Raw genomic sequence first — 16,240 nt, 5'->3', positions numbered from 1 at the left:
CCGAATGCGAAGTATTCGTGTGCGGCGAGCGTCGCGATAGCGAGATAAAACTCGCGCAGCGTGTTTTATCTCGCTTTTACCTTGCAGTGAGGCGGATGGAACGCAGCTCATTGACTTTTAAGGTCAGCTCGAGAAGAAGTTTTCCGTTTCGGACGGTTACTCTGTGAGACCTCATGTCCGGGATCGCGGTTTGCCGGATGTAATCGATGTCAACCCGGGAAAGATCGGTTTCAAATCCATAGTTCTTCCATTTGGACAGTACACTTCCAGCCTCGCTGTTCAGCGTGACATGATGCACCTGCCAGTTTGTGATTTCGGGATCCACCCGGATAGAGATACTGACCTGAAGTTCCTCCCGGTCGCGGAACAGAGTATCGACATCTGCCGGCCGCAGAGAGTTTTCCTCAGAAAAATAGTACTGGGAAGCCGGCATCTGCAGGTTATGACATAGAATGCGGAGGTCACGGCTGCCGTCGGAAGTGATCAGTACGTGACTGTCCTGATAGATACGGGAACGACCGAGATGCATCATCATTTCAAACGCGTAATATACCGGCTTGTGAATTCCGTTTCTGGAGAGGATGCCTCCGCTTCCGGAGAGAATAGCGGCATTGTCCGAGAAGATATTCAGCAGATCGGAGGCATAGAAGATGCCCATGGCAGAAACCTGTTCGTATTCGGCCAGAATGGTATGTATGGAATATGCCGCCCGAAAGCAGCTGTCCTGCAGGTAGTTCCGGTTCGCAACACTGTATCCCCAGTCAGTGATATAAATCTTTCCGCTGAAAGAATGATTTTTCAATACCTGAAGCATGATGTCAATCTGCCGTGTTATGGAGTCCGGGTCTGAGATCCGCTGAAACGTCTGTTGTGCAGAGACACGATGATCTCCATTGCTCAGGGGGGAATTATACGGGAAGGCCATTGCAGTAAAAATATCGGGATACCTGTCAGGAAGCAAATAGCTGTCCAACAGCATGTTGAGAAACTCAGTGTCTTCGGTTCCGATCATGCCCGGTCCGGCGATCCTGGCTCCGGGAACGATCCGGCGAATAGCGGAATATCCAAGCTCCCAGACTCTGGAACTGCTGTAGTGGGGGTCTATGTAATAAGGACTTTCATTCAGGAAGAAAGAGAATTCGAAAACCCACCGGCTGACTGTCTTCGGCCCGTAACGATCCCGAAGATGCTGAAGAAGGTCATTCAATGCTTCCAGCCAGAGTCTCTCGCTTTCAAAAATGATATTTTCCTCACGGTCATAGATGACAGATTGTTCGCTTGCCCTTGCCAGATTCCGTCTCGGACTGAGATCCAGAAAAAGACGCAGCTGATGATCCGTGCAGAAATCGAGGACTTCATCCAATCGGGCGAAGTTCAGTTCCGGGCGGCCTTCGGCCTGCATCAGAAGGCGCAGATCAAAGATATTCCACAGACGGATGTAAATCGGAGAAAGTTCTTCGGCGAGCTGTAGAACCTGAGCCTGCATGATCGCAGACGTAAGTGCGTAGACGGATCCGACGTTCAGCACGTGGTTCTGCCATTTCTTCATGGGCGAACCGGCGTGGATGTCCGCGTCTATGGTTAAAGTTTCCTGAGAAAGCTTACTCTTGCGCATATCCTGGCGGAGCGCCCTGCGAATCGACTCCTGATTGCTTTCCGGGCTTGGGATTTGTCGGTTCGGCAGCTCTCTTTTTTCTTTTCGGTATTGGGACGGAGTAACCCCGAAATAGTTCCGGAATTCCCGGTTCAGGGTGGATGGACTCGAAAATCCGTTATCGGTGGCAATGCGGAGAATGCTCTTGTCATTTTCAGTGAGTTCATCGGCAACAGCCTCGAGCCGGTGTCTGCGAATGAAGTCCTTAAGGTGAATGCCGGCCTCTTTATAAAAGATCCGGGAAACCGTGGAAGGCGACATAAAGAGACTGTCGGCAATGGCCTGCAGACTGACATCTCCGCTGAGATTCTGGTAGATATTTTCCAGAATAGAGGAAAATGTGTCTTTTCCTGGCAGGGAGACAGAAACCTGATAATGATCGATCAGATCGGACAGAATCTGACAGATGGACTGAATGTCCGGATAATAATTCCGGGGCGAATGCTCGATGGCATGAAGAAACAGATTCTGCAGACTTTTAATCAGTACCTGATCAGCGTCGCTGTCATTTACGGGGGCGTCAAGGTGAAAGAGAAGGCGCGACACACCGGCGGAAGCGCAGAGAGCATAGTAATCGATGGAAAGACAGCCCAGGATAGCGCGTGCCGGTATTACAATGTGAGCTGATTCTGCATGGTTTACAAGGAAAACAGCGGTCTGGGCGGCATCAACCTCTTCGGCATCATTACCCCGGCAATAGTGGCAGGTGCCTTTGATAACATAAAACAGGTGCAGATCGGGGCCATCTGTTGTCATCTCTCCGGACGGTAAAAATGAAATCTTGTAGCCGGGAAGCTGTTTTTGCATGAGATGTACCACTTCCTTTTTCATGGAATGATTCAATAAAATGGTTTTTCTTAGTACTTTCGATTACAAATATAGTATTTCAAAAGTGAGAAAAATGCAAATGAATTATTGCGTTATGAAGCAAAATGCATGGAATGCGCAAAAAATGCGCAATGATTTGATCCGTTTCTCCTCGCAGAGGGAGGGGGTTCTGCTCTATACTTCAATTACAATTTATGAGGGCCCTGAAGGATACAGGGCGAGGAGGAATACATGAGTAATTCAATATCTGCCGCGCCTGCGGCAAAGGAAAAAACGAACTGGCGGACCGGTGCGTTTTATGGCATGGGTGAAGTCGGGTGTCAGATGTCCTGGTACATGATCAGTACCTATCTGACGGTCTTTTACACAGACATCTTGGGACTGTCCGCTGCCGCAATCTCGATGATCTTTATCATTGCACGTGTCTGGGACGCTGTCAACGACCCGATGATGGGAGTCATTGCCGACAAGACGAAATCACGCTGGGGTAAATTCAGACCGTATTTGCTCTTTGCACCGATTGCCCTGTCTATTTTCAATCTGCTGACCTTTTCGACCTTTAATGTGTCGGGTACCATGAAGGTTGTACTTGCTCTCCTGACGTATATTGGTGCGGGGATGTCTTACACAGCAGTCTGCATTCCTTATCAGGGTCTGGTAAATCTGATCGCGAAAGATTCTCAGGTTCGTATGAACTATGCCTCCTGCCGCGCAGTCGGATCCGGCGCCATCGGTATTGTACTTTCTGCGGTATCCATGCCGCTCATCCTGTTCTTCGGAAAATCAGAGACACCGAACGCGCATGGCTATTTCATGACCGCCCTGATTGCATCCATCGCCCTGCTTCCCTGTTTCTGGACCTGCTTTGCCGGATGCAAGGAGAGACCGGACGAAGTCGCTATGACCGAAGCAAAACATACGCCGCTCAAGGAAGCGCTCCCGGCGGTATTCAAGAACAAGAATATTGTGATTACCATTCTGTCTACGTTCTCCGGAGCGATCGGAGCAATGGCCCGGATGTCCATGCTGACCTTTTATATCCTGTACGTGGTAGGCAATCCGATGATGATCGCACCGATCTTTACAACCATGACGGTCTGCCAGCTGATCGGCAATGCATCCCTTCCATGGGGTACAAAGACTTTCACAAAGAAGGGCTATATGCTGATCACGACGTTCATTCAGATTGCCGCTCTGATTGGAATCTTTTTCTTTGGAACAGATATTCGTCTGCTGTTTGTATTCTCCGCAATTATCGGACTGTGCATGTGCAACGGAGCAATTGCACCCGGCATGATGGCAGATTCCATCGAGTACGGCGACTGGAAATATGGGGTGCGTGAGGTCGGCCTGACATTCTCCTTTGTCGGATTTGCCGTAAAACTGGCTACCGCTGTCAGTGGTGTAGTAACCGTACAGCTTCTGAATGCCATCGGATATGTTCCGAATGTAGAGCAGACGGCTTCCGTCAAGTTGGGAATCAATGCGATTGTCAATCTGTTCCCTGCAGCAGTTATTCTTGTCTCGGCAATTGTTATTTTCTTCTATGATCTGTCTCCGAAGAAAATGGATCAGATTTATGCAGAACTTGAAGCCCGCAGAGGAGCAAAGGCGGAGAAAAATGCCAAAGCAGAGGCTGAGACAGATGCGGCTATTGAGGCAGATAATGAACATCTGTAAGTCACTGCTGTCAGAGAATTAGCGTTTGACACGCTGAAAAACGTAACGCAAAAGATATAAAAACAGTTGAAACAGAGATAAGTTGATCGTATCGATATTAATAGTATAATGAAAAAGGAGCTGCGGCGACGATTGGACTTTGTCACCGCAGCTTTTTGAAAATATCCGGTATAAAACGGGGAGGATTTATATGAGCAAAGTAGTAGCGATTTCCTTCGGACGAAAAATGTCCAACACCGATGTAATGCTGAAGGAAGTATTGATTAAATGTCAGGAGGCGGGACATGAGATTCAGTTTATCCGGCCGGACGATCTGAACATTGAGCCGTGCACGGGATGCTGTGCGTGTGTCGGAGGGATCATGAGCGGCAGATCCAACGGCACCTGCATTCACAAAGATGATTTCCACATTGTAGAGGATGCGTTCTACTCCGCGGATGCGGTGCTGATCGGATCTCCGGTTTACGAGACATCTCCCTCCGGTACCTTCAAAACCTTCTGCGACCGCATGGGACCGAGCCATGATCTTGCCTTCCTGACAGAGGCGAAAAAAGAGCGTATCGCAAGCGGAAACCCTCTGCTTCCTGATGAGAGAGTGTTCAAGCCGCGCGTCGGCTGTCTGCTTGCGGTCGGGGGCGCGAGAACCGAGAACTGGACCATCATGACGATTCCGGTGATGTATGAAGCAATGATGTCCACCGGCGTAGATGTGATTGACACACATGTGTATTACGGCGCCATGAATGTTGAACATGTGCTGGGTGTTCCGGAACAGATGGAGCGGATGGATGAGATGGCGCAGCATGTGATCGAAGCGCTCGCTGCATCAAATGATGAAGAACGGACAAAATGGAGAGGATCCGGCGATTATGTATGTCCGGTCTGCCATCAGAGCATGGTGCGCGTACATCAGGGCTCTGACCTTGTGGAGTGTGCAATCTGCGGTACCAACGGAAAAGTTCTCGTAAAAGACGGAAAAATTCGCTACGAGTGGCCGACTGCGGAACAGGCAAGATCCCGCATGACATACGCGGGGAAGCTGGAGCACAGAAATGAAATCGCAAACGGCGCTGTTACCCAGAAGAAGGTAACAGGGCTGAAGGAACTGAAGATAAAATATATGCATGTGGGGGAGTAACATGCACTGGCGCGGTAAGTCATATCCTCTTATATGATAATGACCTTTTGTCAGGCATGCAGAGAATGAACAGGTCAAAATAATCCCTTCAATCAGGTGATTTGAGAAGATGATAAGCCAGCTGCCGCATGATATCCTCTTGTATGAAAATGTTGATTTGTTTTTGAGACGGACGCCGTCCTATTCGGGAATACGGAAAAGCGTATGGCAGAAAGTAAAGAAACAAAAGATATCATACAGGAGGAAAAGATGAAAAAAATACTTGGGCTTAACTTTGGACGTGCACATGGAAACTGCAGAAAATTTCTGGATGCGGCCATGGAGGCAGCAAAAAAGGAAGCGGAAGGCAAGGATGTCGAATTTGAAATTATCGATTGCATGAAGCTGAAGATTACGCATTGTATCGGATGCGGAGCCTGCTCCAGAAAGCTCCAGAGCGGCGTTGAGCAGATCAGCTGTATTCAGAAGGATGATTTTGAAGCACTCTCGGACGCAGTTCTGGCAGCTGACGGAATCATTCTGGCGGCACCGGTGTATGTGCTTGCACAGACCGGTCAGCTCAAGAATTTCATCGATCGTTTCGGACCGGCACACGACAAGGCTTATATGCTTTTCGAAAACGCCCTTCGAGAGGATACGGAAGGCTTTGTTCCGCTTCCGGAAAACTGCCTGAAGAGACACCTGGTTTCTTATATCTCGGTCGGTGGTGCTACGACGCAGAACTGGGTATCTTATGGCCTTCCCAGCATGAACCTGTTCGGTATGAGTCTGAACATGAAGGTGGTAGACCAGCTGGATGCTTATGGCTCTTATGTTCCAGACCGCGCAAGGATGCTGACGGAGCAGTCAGAGCGTATGGGACGCCGGATGGTGGATGCCCTGGATATGAAGACCAGTGAAATCACATGGGAATCCGATCCGGGTACCTGTCCGGTATGCCATTGCAATGAGGTGACCATGATGGGACATAATAAGATCTCCTGCCCGATCTGCGGCATTTATGGTGAGCTGAAGATGGTAGACGGTGAGATCAAGGCTGTTTACTCTAAGGAGCAGCAGGACAGAAGCCGCCTGAAATTTACAGGCGTAATGGAGCATCAGGTAGAACTGAACCGCCGCGACCGTTATCCGAAGTTTGATGAATATGTAGCAAAATTCCGCGTAATGCAGGATGAGATGTAAGGATTATCACCCGGTCATATAGCGGTATTTGGGTCTAATTATTTTCCAGCTCCCCAAGTCACAGTAATCGGAAGAACTGTGGTCTGGGGAGCTGGTGCTGTATATACTGCAAGGAGGAAAAACAATGCATACAGAAACGATTGTACTGAATGAAGAAAGAAATGTAACTCTGACAGCAATGGTGCAGGATGTGGGCGGAGAATACCGTTCGGTTCTGAACCGGCCGGCAGTTTTGATTCTGCCGGGCGGAGGCTATCAGTTCTGCTCAGACCGTGAAGCGGATCCGGTCGCCTTTCCATATCTGGAAGCCGGATTTGATGCTTTTATCCTGCGGTACTCTGTGAAAGAGAACGCGGTATGGCCGAATCCGCTGAATGACTATGATCAGGCGATGGGACTTATTCGTGAAAGAGCGGAGGAGTGGCATGTCCTTCCGGATAAGATAGCGGTCATCGGTTTTTCTGCAGGCGGACATCTTGCGGGAGCGGCTGCGACGATGGCAAAAAACAGGCCGAATGCCGCGATTCTCGGATATGCGGTTCTTCGCGGGGATACTACGCACGAGATCATGCCGGATGGCCCCTCGATCGTAGAGGCCGTGGATGAGAAGACCTGCCCGTGCTTCCTCTTTGCGACCCGTACAGACAATGTCGTCCCGATTCAGAACACGCTGGATATGATGAACGCGCTGAATCAATACCAGACATCTTTTGAATGTCATATCTATGATTTCGGACCGCATGGTTTTTCTACTGCGGATCACAGCATCCAGTCGATTTCAACGCTGATTTCGGATCGGGCGAAGAACTGGGTCGGCGACAGCATCGGATGGCTGCGGGATGTGTTTGGGGAATTTACGGAGCAGGGACTTACGAAACCCAGATGTAAGAGCCATATCAGCGACGATCACGAGGCGTGGCTTTCTCTTGACTGCACGATCGGCCGCATTTTCGGCAATCCGGAGGCAAAAAAAGTGCTGACGGACACGATAGAGAAAATGCGGAAGGAGATTGTCCCGTTCAGTCCGGAACTCACCTTTGAAGATATGATGGGAATTTTGAGTTCAATGAAGCTCAGAGATCTGCTGGCGGAGCGTGGAATTGAAACGGATCGTTTTGACGAGCTCGATGAAAAGCTTGGAAAGGTGCCAAATATCTGAGTGAAACACGCAGATATGGCAGGAAACAGGACCAGCAATACAGATCATCAAAGAAATAAAACTAATCGTACAGATCTCAAAAGACAGGAGAAATTAGGAGGAGGATAGACATGGCTGCCAGACTCACAGAAGAACAGCGAGACCGGGTGGAAGAGCTGCTGGCCAGCATGACGCTGGAAGAAAAAATAGGCCAGATGAATCAGGAGTCAGTCTCGATTGTCGGAGGATTTGACGTGCCCTTCGAGCAGTTAATAGAGATGATGACAGACGGAAGACTGTCAAAGGAAGAATTCCAGAAAATCATGAGCACCGCAGAGACCGATTACCACGAGGATGCAATCCGGAAGGGACTGGTCGGGTCTCTGATGGTACAGGATCCTGAGAAATGCAACGAACTGCAGCGGATCGCGGTGGAGGAAACCCGTCTGGGAATCCCGCTGCTTTTTGGACTTGACGTCATTCATGGGTTCCGTTCCGTCTATCCGATCGCCATTGCCGAGGCGGGAAGTTTTGATCCGGAGCTGATGGAGGAGACCGCTTCCATGGCGGCGCGGGAATCCAGAGCCTGCGGCGTGGCCTGGCACTTTGCGCCGATGCTGGATATCGCGAGAGATGCGCGCTGGGGGCGCGTTTCCGAGGGACCGGGCGAAGATCCCTGCCTTGCTTCTGTCTTTGCCAGAGCAAAGGTCAGGGGACTGCAGAACGATCATTCCTCCCCGGGACAGTATGTAGCTGCCTGTCTGAAGCATTTTGTGGGTTACGGCGCGGTGGAATCCGGAAAAGATTACAACACCGTGAGCATGGCAAATCATGTTCTGTTCAACAATTACCTGGAGCCCTTCCGGGCTGCAGTTGAAGAAGGCGCGCAGACGGTCATGGCTTCTTTCAATGATCTGAATGGCGTTCCAAGCACCGTTAATCCGTGGCTGCTTCGTTCCATCATGAAAAAACATTACGGATTTCCCGGGTTCATCGTAAGCGATGCCAATGCCATCAGGGAATGCGTTGTCCACGGGATTGCGGAAGACGAAGCAGATGCCGGACGTCAAGCGGCGGATGCCGGGCTTGACATGGACATGGGAACGGAAATATATCTGAACAACCTGAAGAAGCTGATAGAAGAGGGAAAGCTTTCGATGTCCGTCATCGACGATGCCTGCCGGAGAATTCTGGAGGTCAAGATGTGGCTTGGGCTCTTCGAACATCCGTATACACCGGAGGAGGAAATCGGAAGGTTTGATACACTTCCCGAGAAACACGTGGAGCTGGCGCTCAGAGCTGCTGAGGAATCAGCAGTTCTGCTGAAAAATGAAGGTGATATTCTTCCTCTCGCCAGAGATACAAAGATCAGTCTGGTCGGAAATCTGGCGAATGATAAAGAACAGATCATCGGTGCATGGGCGATGAGCTGGAAAGAAAAGGACTGTGTTACGATTCTTGACGGGATGAAGAGAGAGTTTTCGAACGTCAGATATTTCCCATGCGGAGGTCCGGAGGGCGGGATCAACGAGTCGGAAGCAGAAGAGGCATGTTCCTATGGCGACGTAATCGTCGCAGTGCTCGGCGAGACAGTCGCTATGTCTGGTGAAGCCTCCTCTCGTGCGGATATTACGCTTCCGGGAGCCCAGAGACAGCTTGTGGAGAAGCTTCTGGCATCGGGAAAGCCGGTAGTGCTTGTACTGATGAACGGAAGGCCGCTGGCGCTCGGCTGGGAGGCGGAGCATGTTCCCGCAATATTGGAAGGATGGCATCTGGGAATTCAGATGGGAAATGCCATTGCGCATATTCTGTCGGGAAAAAAGAATCCGGAAGGGCGTTTATCGTCCTCTTTCCCTGCAGTCACCGGGCAGTGTCCGATCTATTACAATCATCCGAATACAGGCCGCCCCGCATCGAACTTCAAGTTCACCTCCCGTTACCTGGACGCACCCTTCCAGGCGTTGTATCCGTTCGGTTTCGGATTAAGTTACACAACCTTCGCTTTGCGTGATCTGAAGGTAGAAGATAATGGCAACGTTCTTGGGATTTCTGTAAAGGTGAAGAATACAGGGAAATGTTCCGGTCGGGCGACAGTCCAGTTCTATATGCAGGACGTCACAGCATCATTGGTGCGTCCCATCCGTGAACTCAAGGGGTTTGCGAAGGCGGAGCTTGCATCTGGAGAGGAGAAGACAGTGACATGCGTTCTGGAGAAAAAAAATATGGGGTTCTGGAATAACGAGGGAAAATACCGGCTGGAGGACGGTCTCTTCCGTATCTACGCAGGTCAGGATTCGACAACGGAGATGATGCAGGAGATCCGGCTTTCCTTTGAAGGAGTAGAAAGAGAGCAGGATTATCCGGTGATTTGATTTTAAAATTATGATGTGTTCTGGAGCCGAAGACTCCCGGACTCTCTGCATCTCGGGAACCGCTGGCTCCCGAGATCGGGCTGCTGAATGGTTATCATCATTTAGTGGCTTATCAGAATTTTAACAGAAAGAAAACACAGGAGGAATCCGTGATGGAAGAAAGAAAAATTAAGAATCCAATTATTCCGGGTTTTTATCCGGATCCGTCTATCTGCCGTGTGGGAGATGACTACTACCTGGTGAATTCCAGCTTTGAACTTTATCCGGGAATCCCGGTCTTCCACAGCAGAGATCTGGCGCACTGGGAACAGATCGGTTACGCAATGACGCGTGATAACGGCTTTCATGTGGGAGCGAATATCTTTGCCGGAGGAGTCATGGCACCGACAATTCGCTATCATGAAGGAACTTTTTATATTATCAACGCAAATTTCGGAGACAAGGGGAATTTTATTGTAACCGCCAAAGATCCGGCCGGTCCCTGGTCTGCACCGCACTGGATCACCGATGTGCCTGATATTGACTGTTCTCTGTTTTTTGATCATGATGGAAAATGTTATCTTGTAAGCCCCGGTGACGACCAGGAGCAGGATAACGGACGGGCAATTTATCTGACTCCTTATGATATTGCCGGATTTCATGTGGCCGGTCCAAGAACAAAAATCTGGAACAGCGCACTGCGGAATGCCTGGGCGCCGGAATCTCCGCACCTGTATCACGCAGGAGATTTTTACTATCTGATGATCGCGGAGGGAGGAACCGAGCACAATCATTCTGTGACGGTGGCCCGATGTAAGAGCGTTGACGGGTGGTATGAGGGAGATCCTGCCAATCCGGTTCTGACACATCGGAATCTGGGATGGAATTATCCGATTGAAAATATCGGCCACGCAGATCTTGTGGATACGCCGGATGGAAAATGGTATGCGGTTGAGTTGGGTGTCCGGTTGATCGAGGGGCAGCATATGAATCTGGGAAGAGAGACCTTTATCTGCCCGGTTGAATGGCAGAGAGGCTGGCCTGTCTTCAGTCCTGCGACAGGAAGAGTTGAGTCTGAGTATCTGGCAGATTCTTCTCTTCCGTGGACGGAGTACCCGGAGGAAAAAAAGAGGGATGACTTTGAAGAAGACAGGTTGGATCTGTGCTGGAATTTCTGGGGCACACCGTATATGGATTTTTGGAAACTGGAGAACAGTGCGCTGCACCTGAAATGTCTGGAGCGGCCGATGGCGTGTGCCTTAAAGCCACTAGATCCGCAGCATGTGGATATGAGCCGGGATGACAATGTGAGCTTTCTCGGAAGAAGACAGCGGAAACGTGATTTTCGCTTTACGATTTCAATGGATTTTACCGCACACGGGCAAGAGTCTGCAGGAATGGTCATCATGCAGGCCTCCAATCACCAGTACCGGCTGGAAAAACGCTGCAGGGACGGAAGGCAGATGCTCACGCTTGTACTGGTTACGACCTGGCAGAAAGGGCTCCCTTTTATGCCGGGATACGAGAGCAGGACGACGGAACAGATTCTGAAACAGGCGGAGATAAAGGAAACACCGTTGATTATGAGGCTGGAAGCGAAAGGACAGGATTACACATTTCTCACGGGTCCGGACGAAGACCACCTCGAAGTCTTCTTCGAGCATGCGGACGGGAGAAAAATCAATCCGGAAGAGGTTGGAGGAATGGTTGGTACCATGCTTGGAATGTTTGCTTCCGGAAATGGAACTGAGACCGATAACTGGGCAGTCTTTGACTGGGCTGAGCTGTTGTGAATAAAGGTTCCGCGGATGTCGCCGGTGCAAACCGTATCGCATGTTATCTCTATCAAGTTTCAAAAAACATGTGAAAAAAGAAACTAGACATAATAATAATGGCGTGGGATATCAAATGTTGATCTGTTTCCACTGATTTATCAAAATATTTATCAGATTTTTAGAAGAGAAGCAGTGTAAAATCAATACAGGTTGAAACAGAATACAGCCATTCAGTTTTATGAGAGGCTGCCGCACATATAGCACAGAGTGAATCATTTATCCGATTTCCAGGCATGACAGCTGCAGAAATGCGGTTACAGACGCCTTTGATTCACGGAATTGCCTGGTGCGGCGGCCTTTTCGCTTTTCCCTTTTGTTGTCAACTTGCGTTAATAGGATGTATGGTAGAATGAAGGTTAATGATTTTTTTGATAGTAACAAAAACCTGAACATGACAGAAGGAAAGCCCTTCGGACTGATCATGCGCTTTGCGCTGCCGCTGTTTATCGGGTCTGTCTTTCAGCAGGTCTACAATATGGTGGATTCGATTGTGGTGGGTCAGTTCGTAGGGAAAAATGCTCTGGCAGCGGTAGGGGGCTGCGGTGCCGCCTACAATCTGACCATAGCTTTGGTCACAGGATTTTCCGCAGCGGCATCGGTTCTGCTCGCGCAGGCATACGGAAGCGGAGACAATGAGCAGGTGCGGAAATCATTTGCCACTTCAATTGCAATGATTATGGTCACAGGGGGCGCTTTAATGGCGGTCGGGCTGGTTTCTTGTGGAGAACTTCTATATCTGCTCGGGACGCCTTCGGATGTGCTTCCGGATGCAACAATATATCTGCGGACAATCTGCGCAGGGGGTTTGGCGACCAGTCTGTATAATGCAATGTCATCGTGCCTTCGTGCGGTCGGAGACTCTGTAACTCCGCTGGTTGCTTTGATTGTGGCATCCCTGCTGAATGTGACACTGGATGTTCTCTTTGTCGTTTCTTTTGGTATGGGCGTATTCGGAGTTGCCATTGCCACGGTGATCTCCCAGTTAGTTTCCGGACTCTATTGTCTGGTTTATGCGCTTTGCAGAACAGAAGCCTTTCACTTTCGAAGGGAGGAACTGGGTGGAAACGTGTTTATTGACAGAGCAATTATCCGGGAGATTTTCCGAATCGGGATCCCATCGGCTTTGTCGTCGGCGATCGTTGTCATCTCCGCTATGTTCATGCAGAGAGCGGTCAATCAGTTCGGATCGGATGCGGCTGCGGCTTACGCGGCGGGAAACCGCACCGAACAGATCTTCATGTGTTTGAGCTTTTCTATCGGGATGGCAATCGGAACCTTCTGCGGCCAGAATATTGGTGCCAGAGAATATGAACGAGTGAAAGCGGGAATGCGCTGCGGCTATCTGATCAACCTGATTTACACCGTCGTTATGGGTGTGATTATGTTTTTCTTTGCTCCTCAGGTGATCGGAATTTTTACCGACAGCAGGCAGGTGGTCGAAATCGGTGTTCCGATGGTCAGGATTACGGCAATCTTTGCACCTGTCCTGGGATTTGTATTTATCTTTCAGAACTTTCTGAGAAGCGCTTCGGATATTGCGCCGACAATCTGGATGAGCGGGTGTGAAATCGGAGCCAGAAGTGTTCTTTCCTTTGTATTTGCGGCTATTGCCGGATATTTTGGTGTGTGGTGGGCAACACCGATCGGATGGACAGGATCGGCCCTGATTGGTTTGCTTCGTTATCGCGGCGGAAAATGGAAAATTAAATGTGAGGCAGCGCAGAATCGTTTGAAAGAGCAGAAAAGAAGCAGTGAGTAGGAGAAAACACGGTTAAGGGGGAGAATGAACATGAATAACTATATTTTACCATTTCTCTGGATGCGTGGAGAGAAGGAAGAGATCATCCGGGAGGAAATAAGTAAAATCGATTTCTGCGGGATCAAGGCAGTTTGCGTGGAAGCGCGCCCGCACAAAGATTTTTGCGGCCCCGGATGGTGGCATGACATGGATATTGTCATTGATGAAGCAAAGAAAAGAAACATGAGAATCTGGATTCTGGACGATAAGCATTTTCCGACCGGCTACGCCAACGGATTGATTGAATCCAGATATCCCGAAAGAAAAAAACAGTATCTTGCCTGCACGGTCTGTGATGTATTCGGATCGAGGCGGCCGCATGAATTGCAGGTCAGCCGCATGATGAAGCCGACGATCGGCTTCTGGCAGATCGGACAGCCGGTCAACGAGAAAGAACGGGCAAACAATCGTGTCGTTTCAATCGTTGCTGTGCCATTTGCAGAGGGCGGGAGCTTTCATGAGAAGGGGATCGATCTGACGGGACTCTATGACGGCGGTGACAGGATCCGATTTGAGCTTCCGGAGGGGCAGTGGAGAATCCATGTGATTTATACGACCCGGACGGATGGAGGAAATGAGAGCTACATCAATATGATCGATGCTGTGTCCGCACACACGCAGATTGAAGGCGTCTATGAGGCGCACTACCAGCATTACGGAGATCTGTTCGGAACGGTGATCGCCGGCTTTTTCTCGGACGAACCGCAGCTGGGTAACATTACGGACCAGAGCAATGATACCAGGCTCGGAAGACCGGGGATGCCGCTTCCGTGGAGCGTGGAGCTGGCAGATATGCTGAAGGAACGCTGGAGGGACAATTATCTTGTTTATCTGGCATTGCTCTTTGCGGACAGCGCGGATCACAGGCTGCAGCCGCAGATCCGGTATGACTATATGGACTGCGTCTCCAGACTTTATGAGAGGGATTTTTCCCGTCCGATCGGAGAATGGTGTCATGCGCACGGAGTCGAATACATCGGGCATGTGGTAGAAGACAACGGGCTGCACAGCAGGCTCGGACTTGGCGCGGGCCACTGGTTCCGCGCCATGAGCGGACAGGACATGGCGGGAATCGACAGCATCGGCGGCCAGATCGTGTACGGTGCGCCGGTACAGCAGCGGATGAGCATGGGACCGCTTACGGCGGACGGAGAATTCTTTCACTATACTCTCGGTAAACTGGGAGCCTCCGGCGGTCATCTGGACCCGAAAAAGAAAGGACGCACCATGTGTGAGCTTTTCGGTGCCTATGGATGGAACTTCGGAGTGCGGGATATGAAGCATCTTCTGGATCATCTTCTTGTAAGAGGTGTTAATTACCTGGTACCGCACGCATTTTCGATGGCGGAGTACCCGGATTTTGACTGCCCTCCTCATTTTTACGCGCGCGGCAACAACCCGGAATTTCCCTTCTTTGCGGAATTGATGAAATACGCAAACCGCATGTGCGGGGTACTTAATGGAGGGAAGCATCCGGCGCGGATCGCTCTTCTCTATGACGCAGAAGCGGACTGGACAGGAAAATCGATGCCGATGCAGAAGGTGTGCAGGGTACTTATGACGCACCAGATTGATTTTGATATCGTCAGCCTGGACATGCTGGCCGATCTTCCGGCATGGAATGGCAGCGTCGGGGGCGGAAAGCTGAACATTAACGGAGAAGAGTTTGATACCCTTCTTATCCCTTATGCACAGTACCTGCCGGAGCGTCTGCTTGCATTTTGCAGAAAGGATCCCGGATTTCCGGTGTTTTTCATCGGAGGGTATCCGGAAGCTATTTTGATGGACGAGGAAAGAATCGCTCCGGAGGATGAAACCTGGAAGCAGAGATTCGGACTTCTTGCACCAGAGGATCTTGCCGGGGAGCTTCAGGCAAGGGGATGGGCGGAACCGCTTCTTGATCAGGATTTTCCGGATCTGTCTGCATACTTCTATGAGAAGGATGGAAAACAGATCCTGATGCTCTTTAACGAATCGGCGGACCGGAACTTCAGGGGCCGTGTAAAGCTCCCGTTTTCGGGTGATGCCTTCTATGAGGATCTTTTTGAGGAGATCCGCCGGACAGTGAAAACCGACGAAGAGGGACGGGCGGTGGTAGAGCTGCCTGCAGGAGGCAGCTGTCTGCTTGTAGAGAAGAATGAGGAAGAAGAGGAACCGGAAATCTACCGGCCGCTGTCAGATATTCTGGCGGGGGTAAAAGAGGTTTTTGATCTGTCCGGTGAATGGATGGTTTCAGCAGTGAAAGCCATCGACTATCCGGCATTTGGAACAGAAAAGGAAGAGAAGAGCTTAAGACCTTACAGTGAAGATCATCCGGATTTTTCCGGCGTAATCCGTTACCGGAAATCCTTTCATCTGAAGGAAAATTGGCATCAGGGATATCTGTCAGCGGAGCAGGTATTTGATGTTTTCCGCGTGACGGTCAACGGAAAGACGGCCGGCATTTGCCTGACGCCGCCCTATACAGTGGATCTTCGGGGACTGCTGCAGGAGGGAGAGAACGAGATCGTCTGTGAGGTTGCGACTACCCCGGCGAGGGAGCAGAGAAAGTATCCCTCGGCACCATTTGATTTTTGCCATGAGGTTACAGATCCGACCGGCATGTCCGGTAAAATTCGTCTCTACCTCATGTAAAG

9 protein-coding genes are annotated in these 16,240 nt (G+C 50.2%); 8 read left to right on the top strand and 1 reads right to left on the bottom strand.

Annotation, left to right across the window (positions count from 1 at the left end; all coding sequences use genetic code 11):
- Positions 1-76 precede the first annotated feature (76 nt).
- Complete coding sequence (locus ACTQ3A_RS01785; RefSeq protein WP_441495226.1) at positions 77-2,485, bottom strand: helix-turn-helix domain-containing protein; 2,409 nt, start codon at positions 2,483-2,485, stop codon at positions 77-79.
- A gap of 228 nt (positions 2,486-2,713) precedes the next feature.
- Between ACTQ3A_RS01785 and ACTQ3A_RS01780 the strand changes: the two genes are divergently transcribed.
- The 8 genes from ACTQ3A_RS01780 (at position 2,714) to ACTQ3A_RS01745 (ending at position 16,238) form a co-directional block, all read left to right on the top strand.
- A complete protein-coding gene (locus ACTQ3A_RS01780; protein ID WP_441099244.1) occupies positions 2,714-4,162 on the top strand; it encodes an MFS transporter in 1,449 nt (482 codons plus the stop codon).
- A gap of 190 nt (positions 4,163-4,352) precedes the next feature.
- Entirely contained in the window at positions 4,353-5,300 is a 948-nt protein-coding gene (locus ACTQ3A_RS01775; protein WP_441099243.1) for a flavodoxin family protein, read from the top strand.
- Positions 5,301-5,549: 249 nt separating this feature from the next.
- Positions 5,550-6,482 carry a flavodoxin family protein gene (locus ACTQ3A_RS01770; protein WP_441099242.1) on the top strand — a complete coding sequence of 311 codons (933 nt, stop codon included), beginning with the start codon at positions 5,550-5,552 and terminating at the stop codon, positions 6,480-6,482.
- Positions 6,483-6,606: 124 nt separating this feature from the next.
- Complete coding sequence (locus ACTQ3A_RS01765; RefSeq protein ID WP_441099241.1) at positions 6,607-7,641, top strand: alpha/beta hydrolase; 1,035 nt, start codon at positions 6,607-6,609, stop codon at positions 7,639-7,641.
- A 110-nt stretch (positions 7,642-7,751) separates the two neighbouring features.
- Positions 7,752-9,992, top strand: a complete 2,241-nt coding sequence (locus tag ACTQ3A_RS01760; protein WP_441099240.1) for a glycoside hydrolase family 3 N-terminal domain-containing protein — start codon at positions 7,752-7,754, stop codon at positions 9,990-9,992.
- 152 nt (positions 9,993-10,144) lie between these two features.
- Positions 10,145-11,764, top strand: a complete 1,620-nt coding sequence (locus ACTQ3A_RS01755) for a glycoside hydrolase family 43 protein (RefSeq protein ID WP_441099239.1) — start codon at positions 10,145-10,147, stop codon at positions 11,762-11,764.
- 391 nt (positions 11,765-12,155) lie between these two features.
- On the top strand, positions 12,156-13,565 hold the full coding sequence (locus ACTQ3A_RS01750) for an MATE family efflux transporter (protein ID WP_441099238.1): 1,410 nt from the start codon (positions 12,156-12,158) through the stop codon (positions 13,563-13,565).
- A gap of 30 nt (positions 13,566-13,595) precedes the next feature.
- Positions 13,596-16,238 (top strand): glycoside hydrolase family 2, encoded by a 2,643-nt coding sequence (locus ACTQ3A_RS01745; RefSeq protein ID WP_441099237.1) that lies wholly within the window; start codon positions 13,596-13,598, stop codon positions 16,236-16,238.
- Positions 16,239-16,240 lie beyond the last annotated feature (2 nt).

It is taken from the genome of Bilifractor sp. LCP21S3_F8 (assembly GCF_052117805.1).
Lineage (GTDB): Bacteria > Bacillota > Clostridia > Lachnospirales > Lachnospiraceae > Bilifractor.
Note: the sequence above shows the minus strand (reverse complement) of the source record. Positions and strands in the feature narration are given on the sequence as shown.

Bases quoted from the DNA above. Each gene is read 5' to 3' on its own strand.
- ACTQ3A_RS01785 (WP_441495226.1), bottom strand. From the start codon at position 2,485: ATGAAAAAGGAAGTGGTACATCTCATGCAAAAACAGCTTCCCGGCTAC.
- ACTQ3A_RS01780 (WP_441099244.1), top strand. From the start codon at position 2,714: ATGAGTAATTCAATATCTGCCGCGCCTGCGGCAAAGGAAAAAACGAAC.
- ACTQ3A_RS01775 (WP_441099243.1), top strand. From the start codon at position 4,353: ATGAGCAAAGTAGTAGCGATTTCCTTCGGACGAAAAATGTCCAACACC.
- ACTQ3A_RS01770 (WP_441099242.1), top strand. From the start codon at position 5,550: ATGAAAAAAATACTTGGGCTTAACTTTGGACGTGCACATGGAAACTGC.
- ACTQ3A_RS01765 (WP_441099241.1), top strand. From the start codon at position 6,607: ATGCATACAGAAACGATTGTACTGAATGAAGAAAGAAATGTAACTCTG.
- ACTQ3A_RS01760 (WP_441099240.1), top strand. From the start codon at position 7,752: ATGGCTGCCAGACTCACAGAAGAACAGCGAGACCGGGTGGAAGAGCTG.
- ACTQ3A_RS01755 (WP_441099239.1), top strand. From the start codon at position 10,145: ATGGAAGAAAGAAAAATTAAGAATCCAATTATTCCGGGTTTTTATCCG.
- ACTQ3A_RS01750 (WP_441099238.1), top strand. From the start codon at position 12,156: ATGAAGGTTAATGATTTTTTTGATAGTAACAAAAACCTGAACATGACA.
- ACTQ3A_RS01745 (WP_441099237.1), top strand. From the start codon at position 13,596: ATGAATAACTATATTTTACCATTTCTCTGGATGCGTGGAGAGAAGGAA.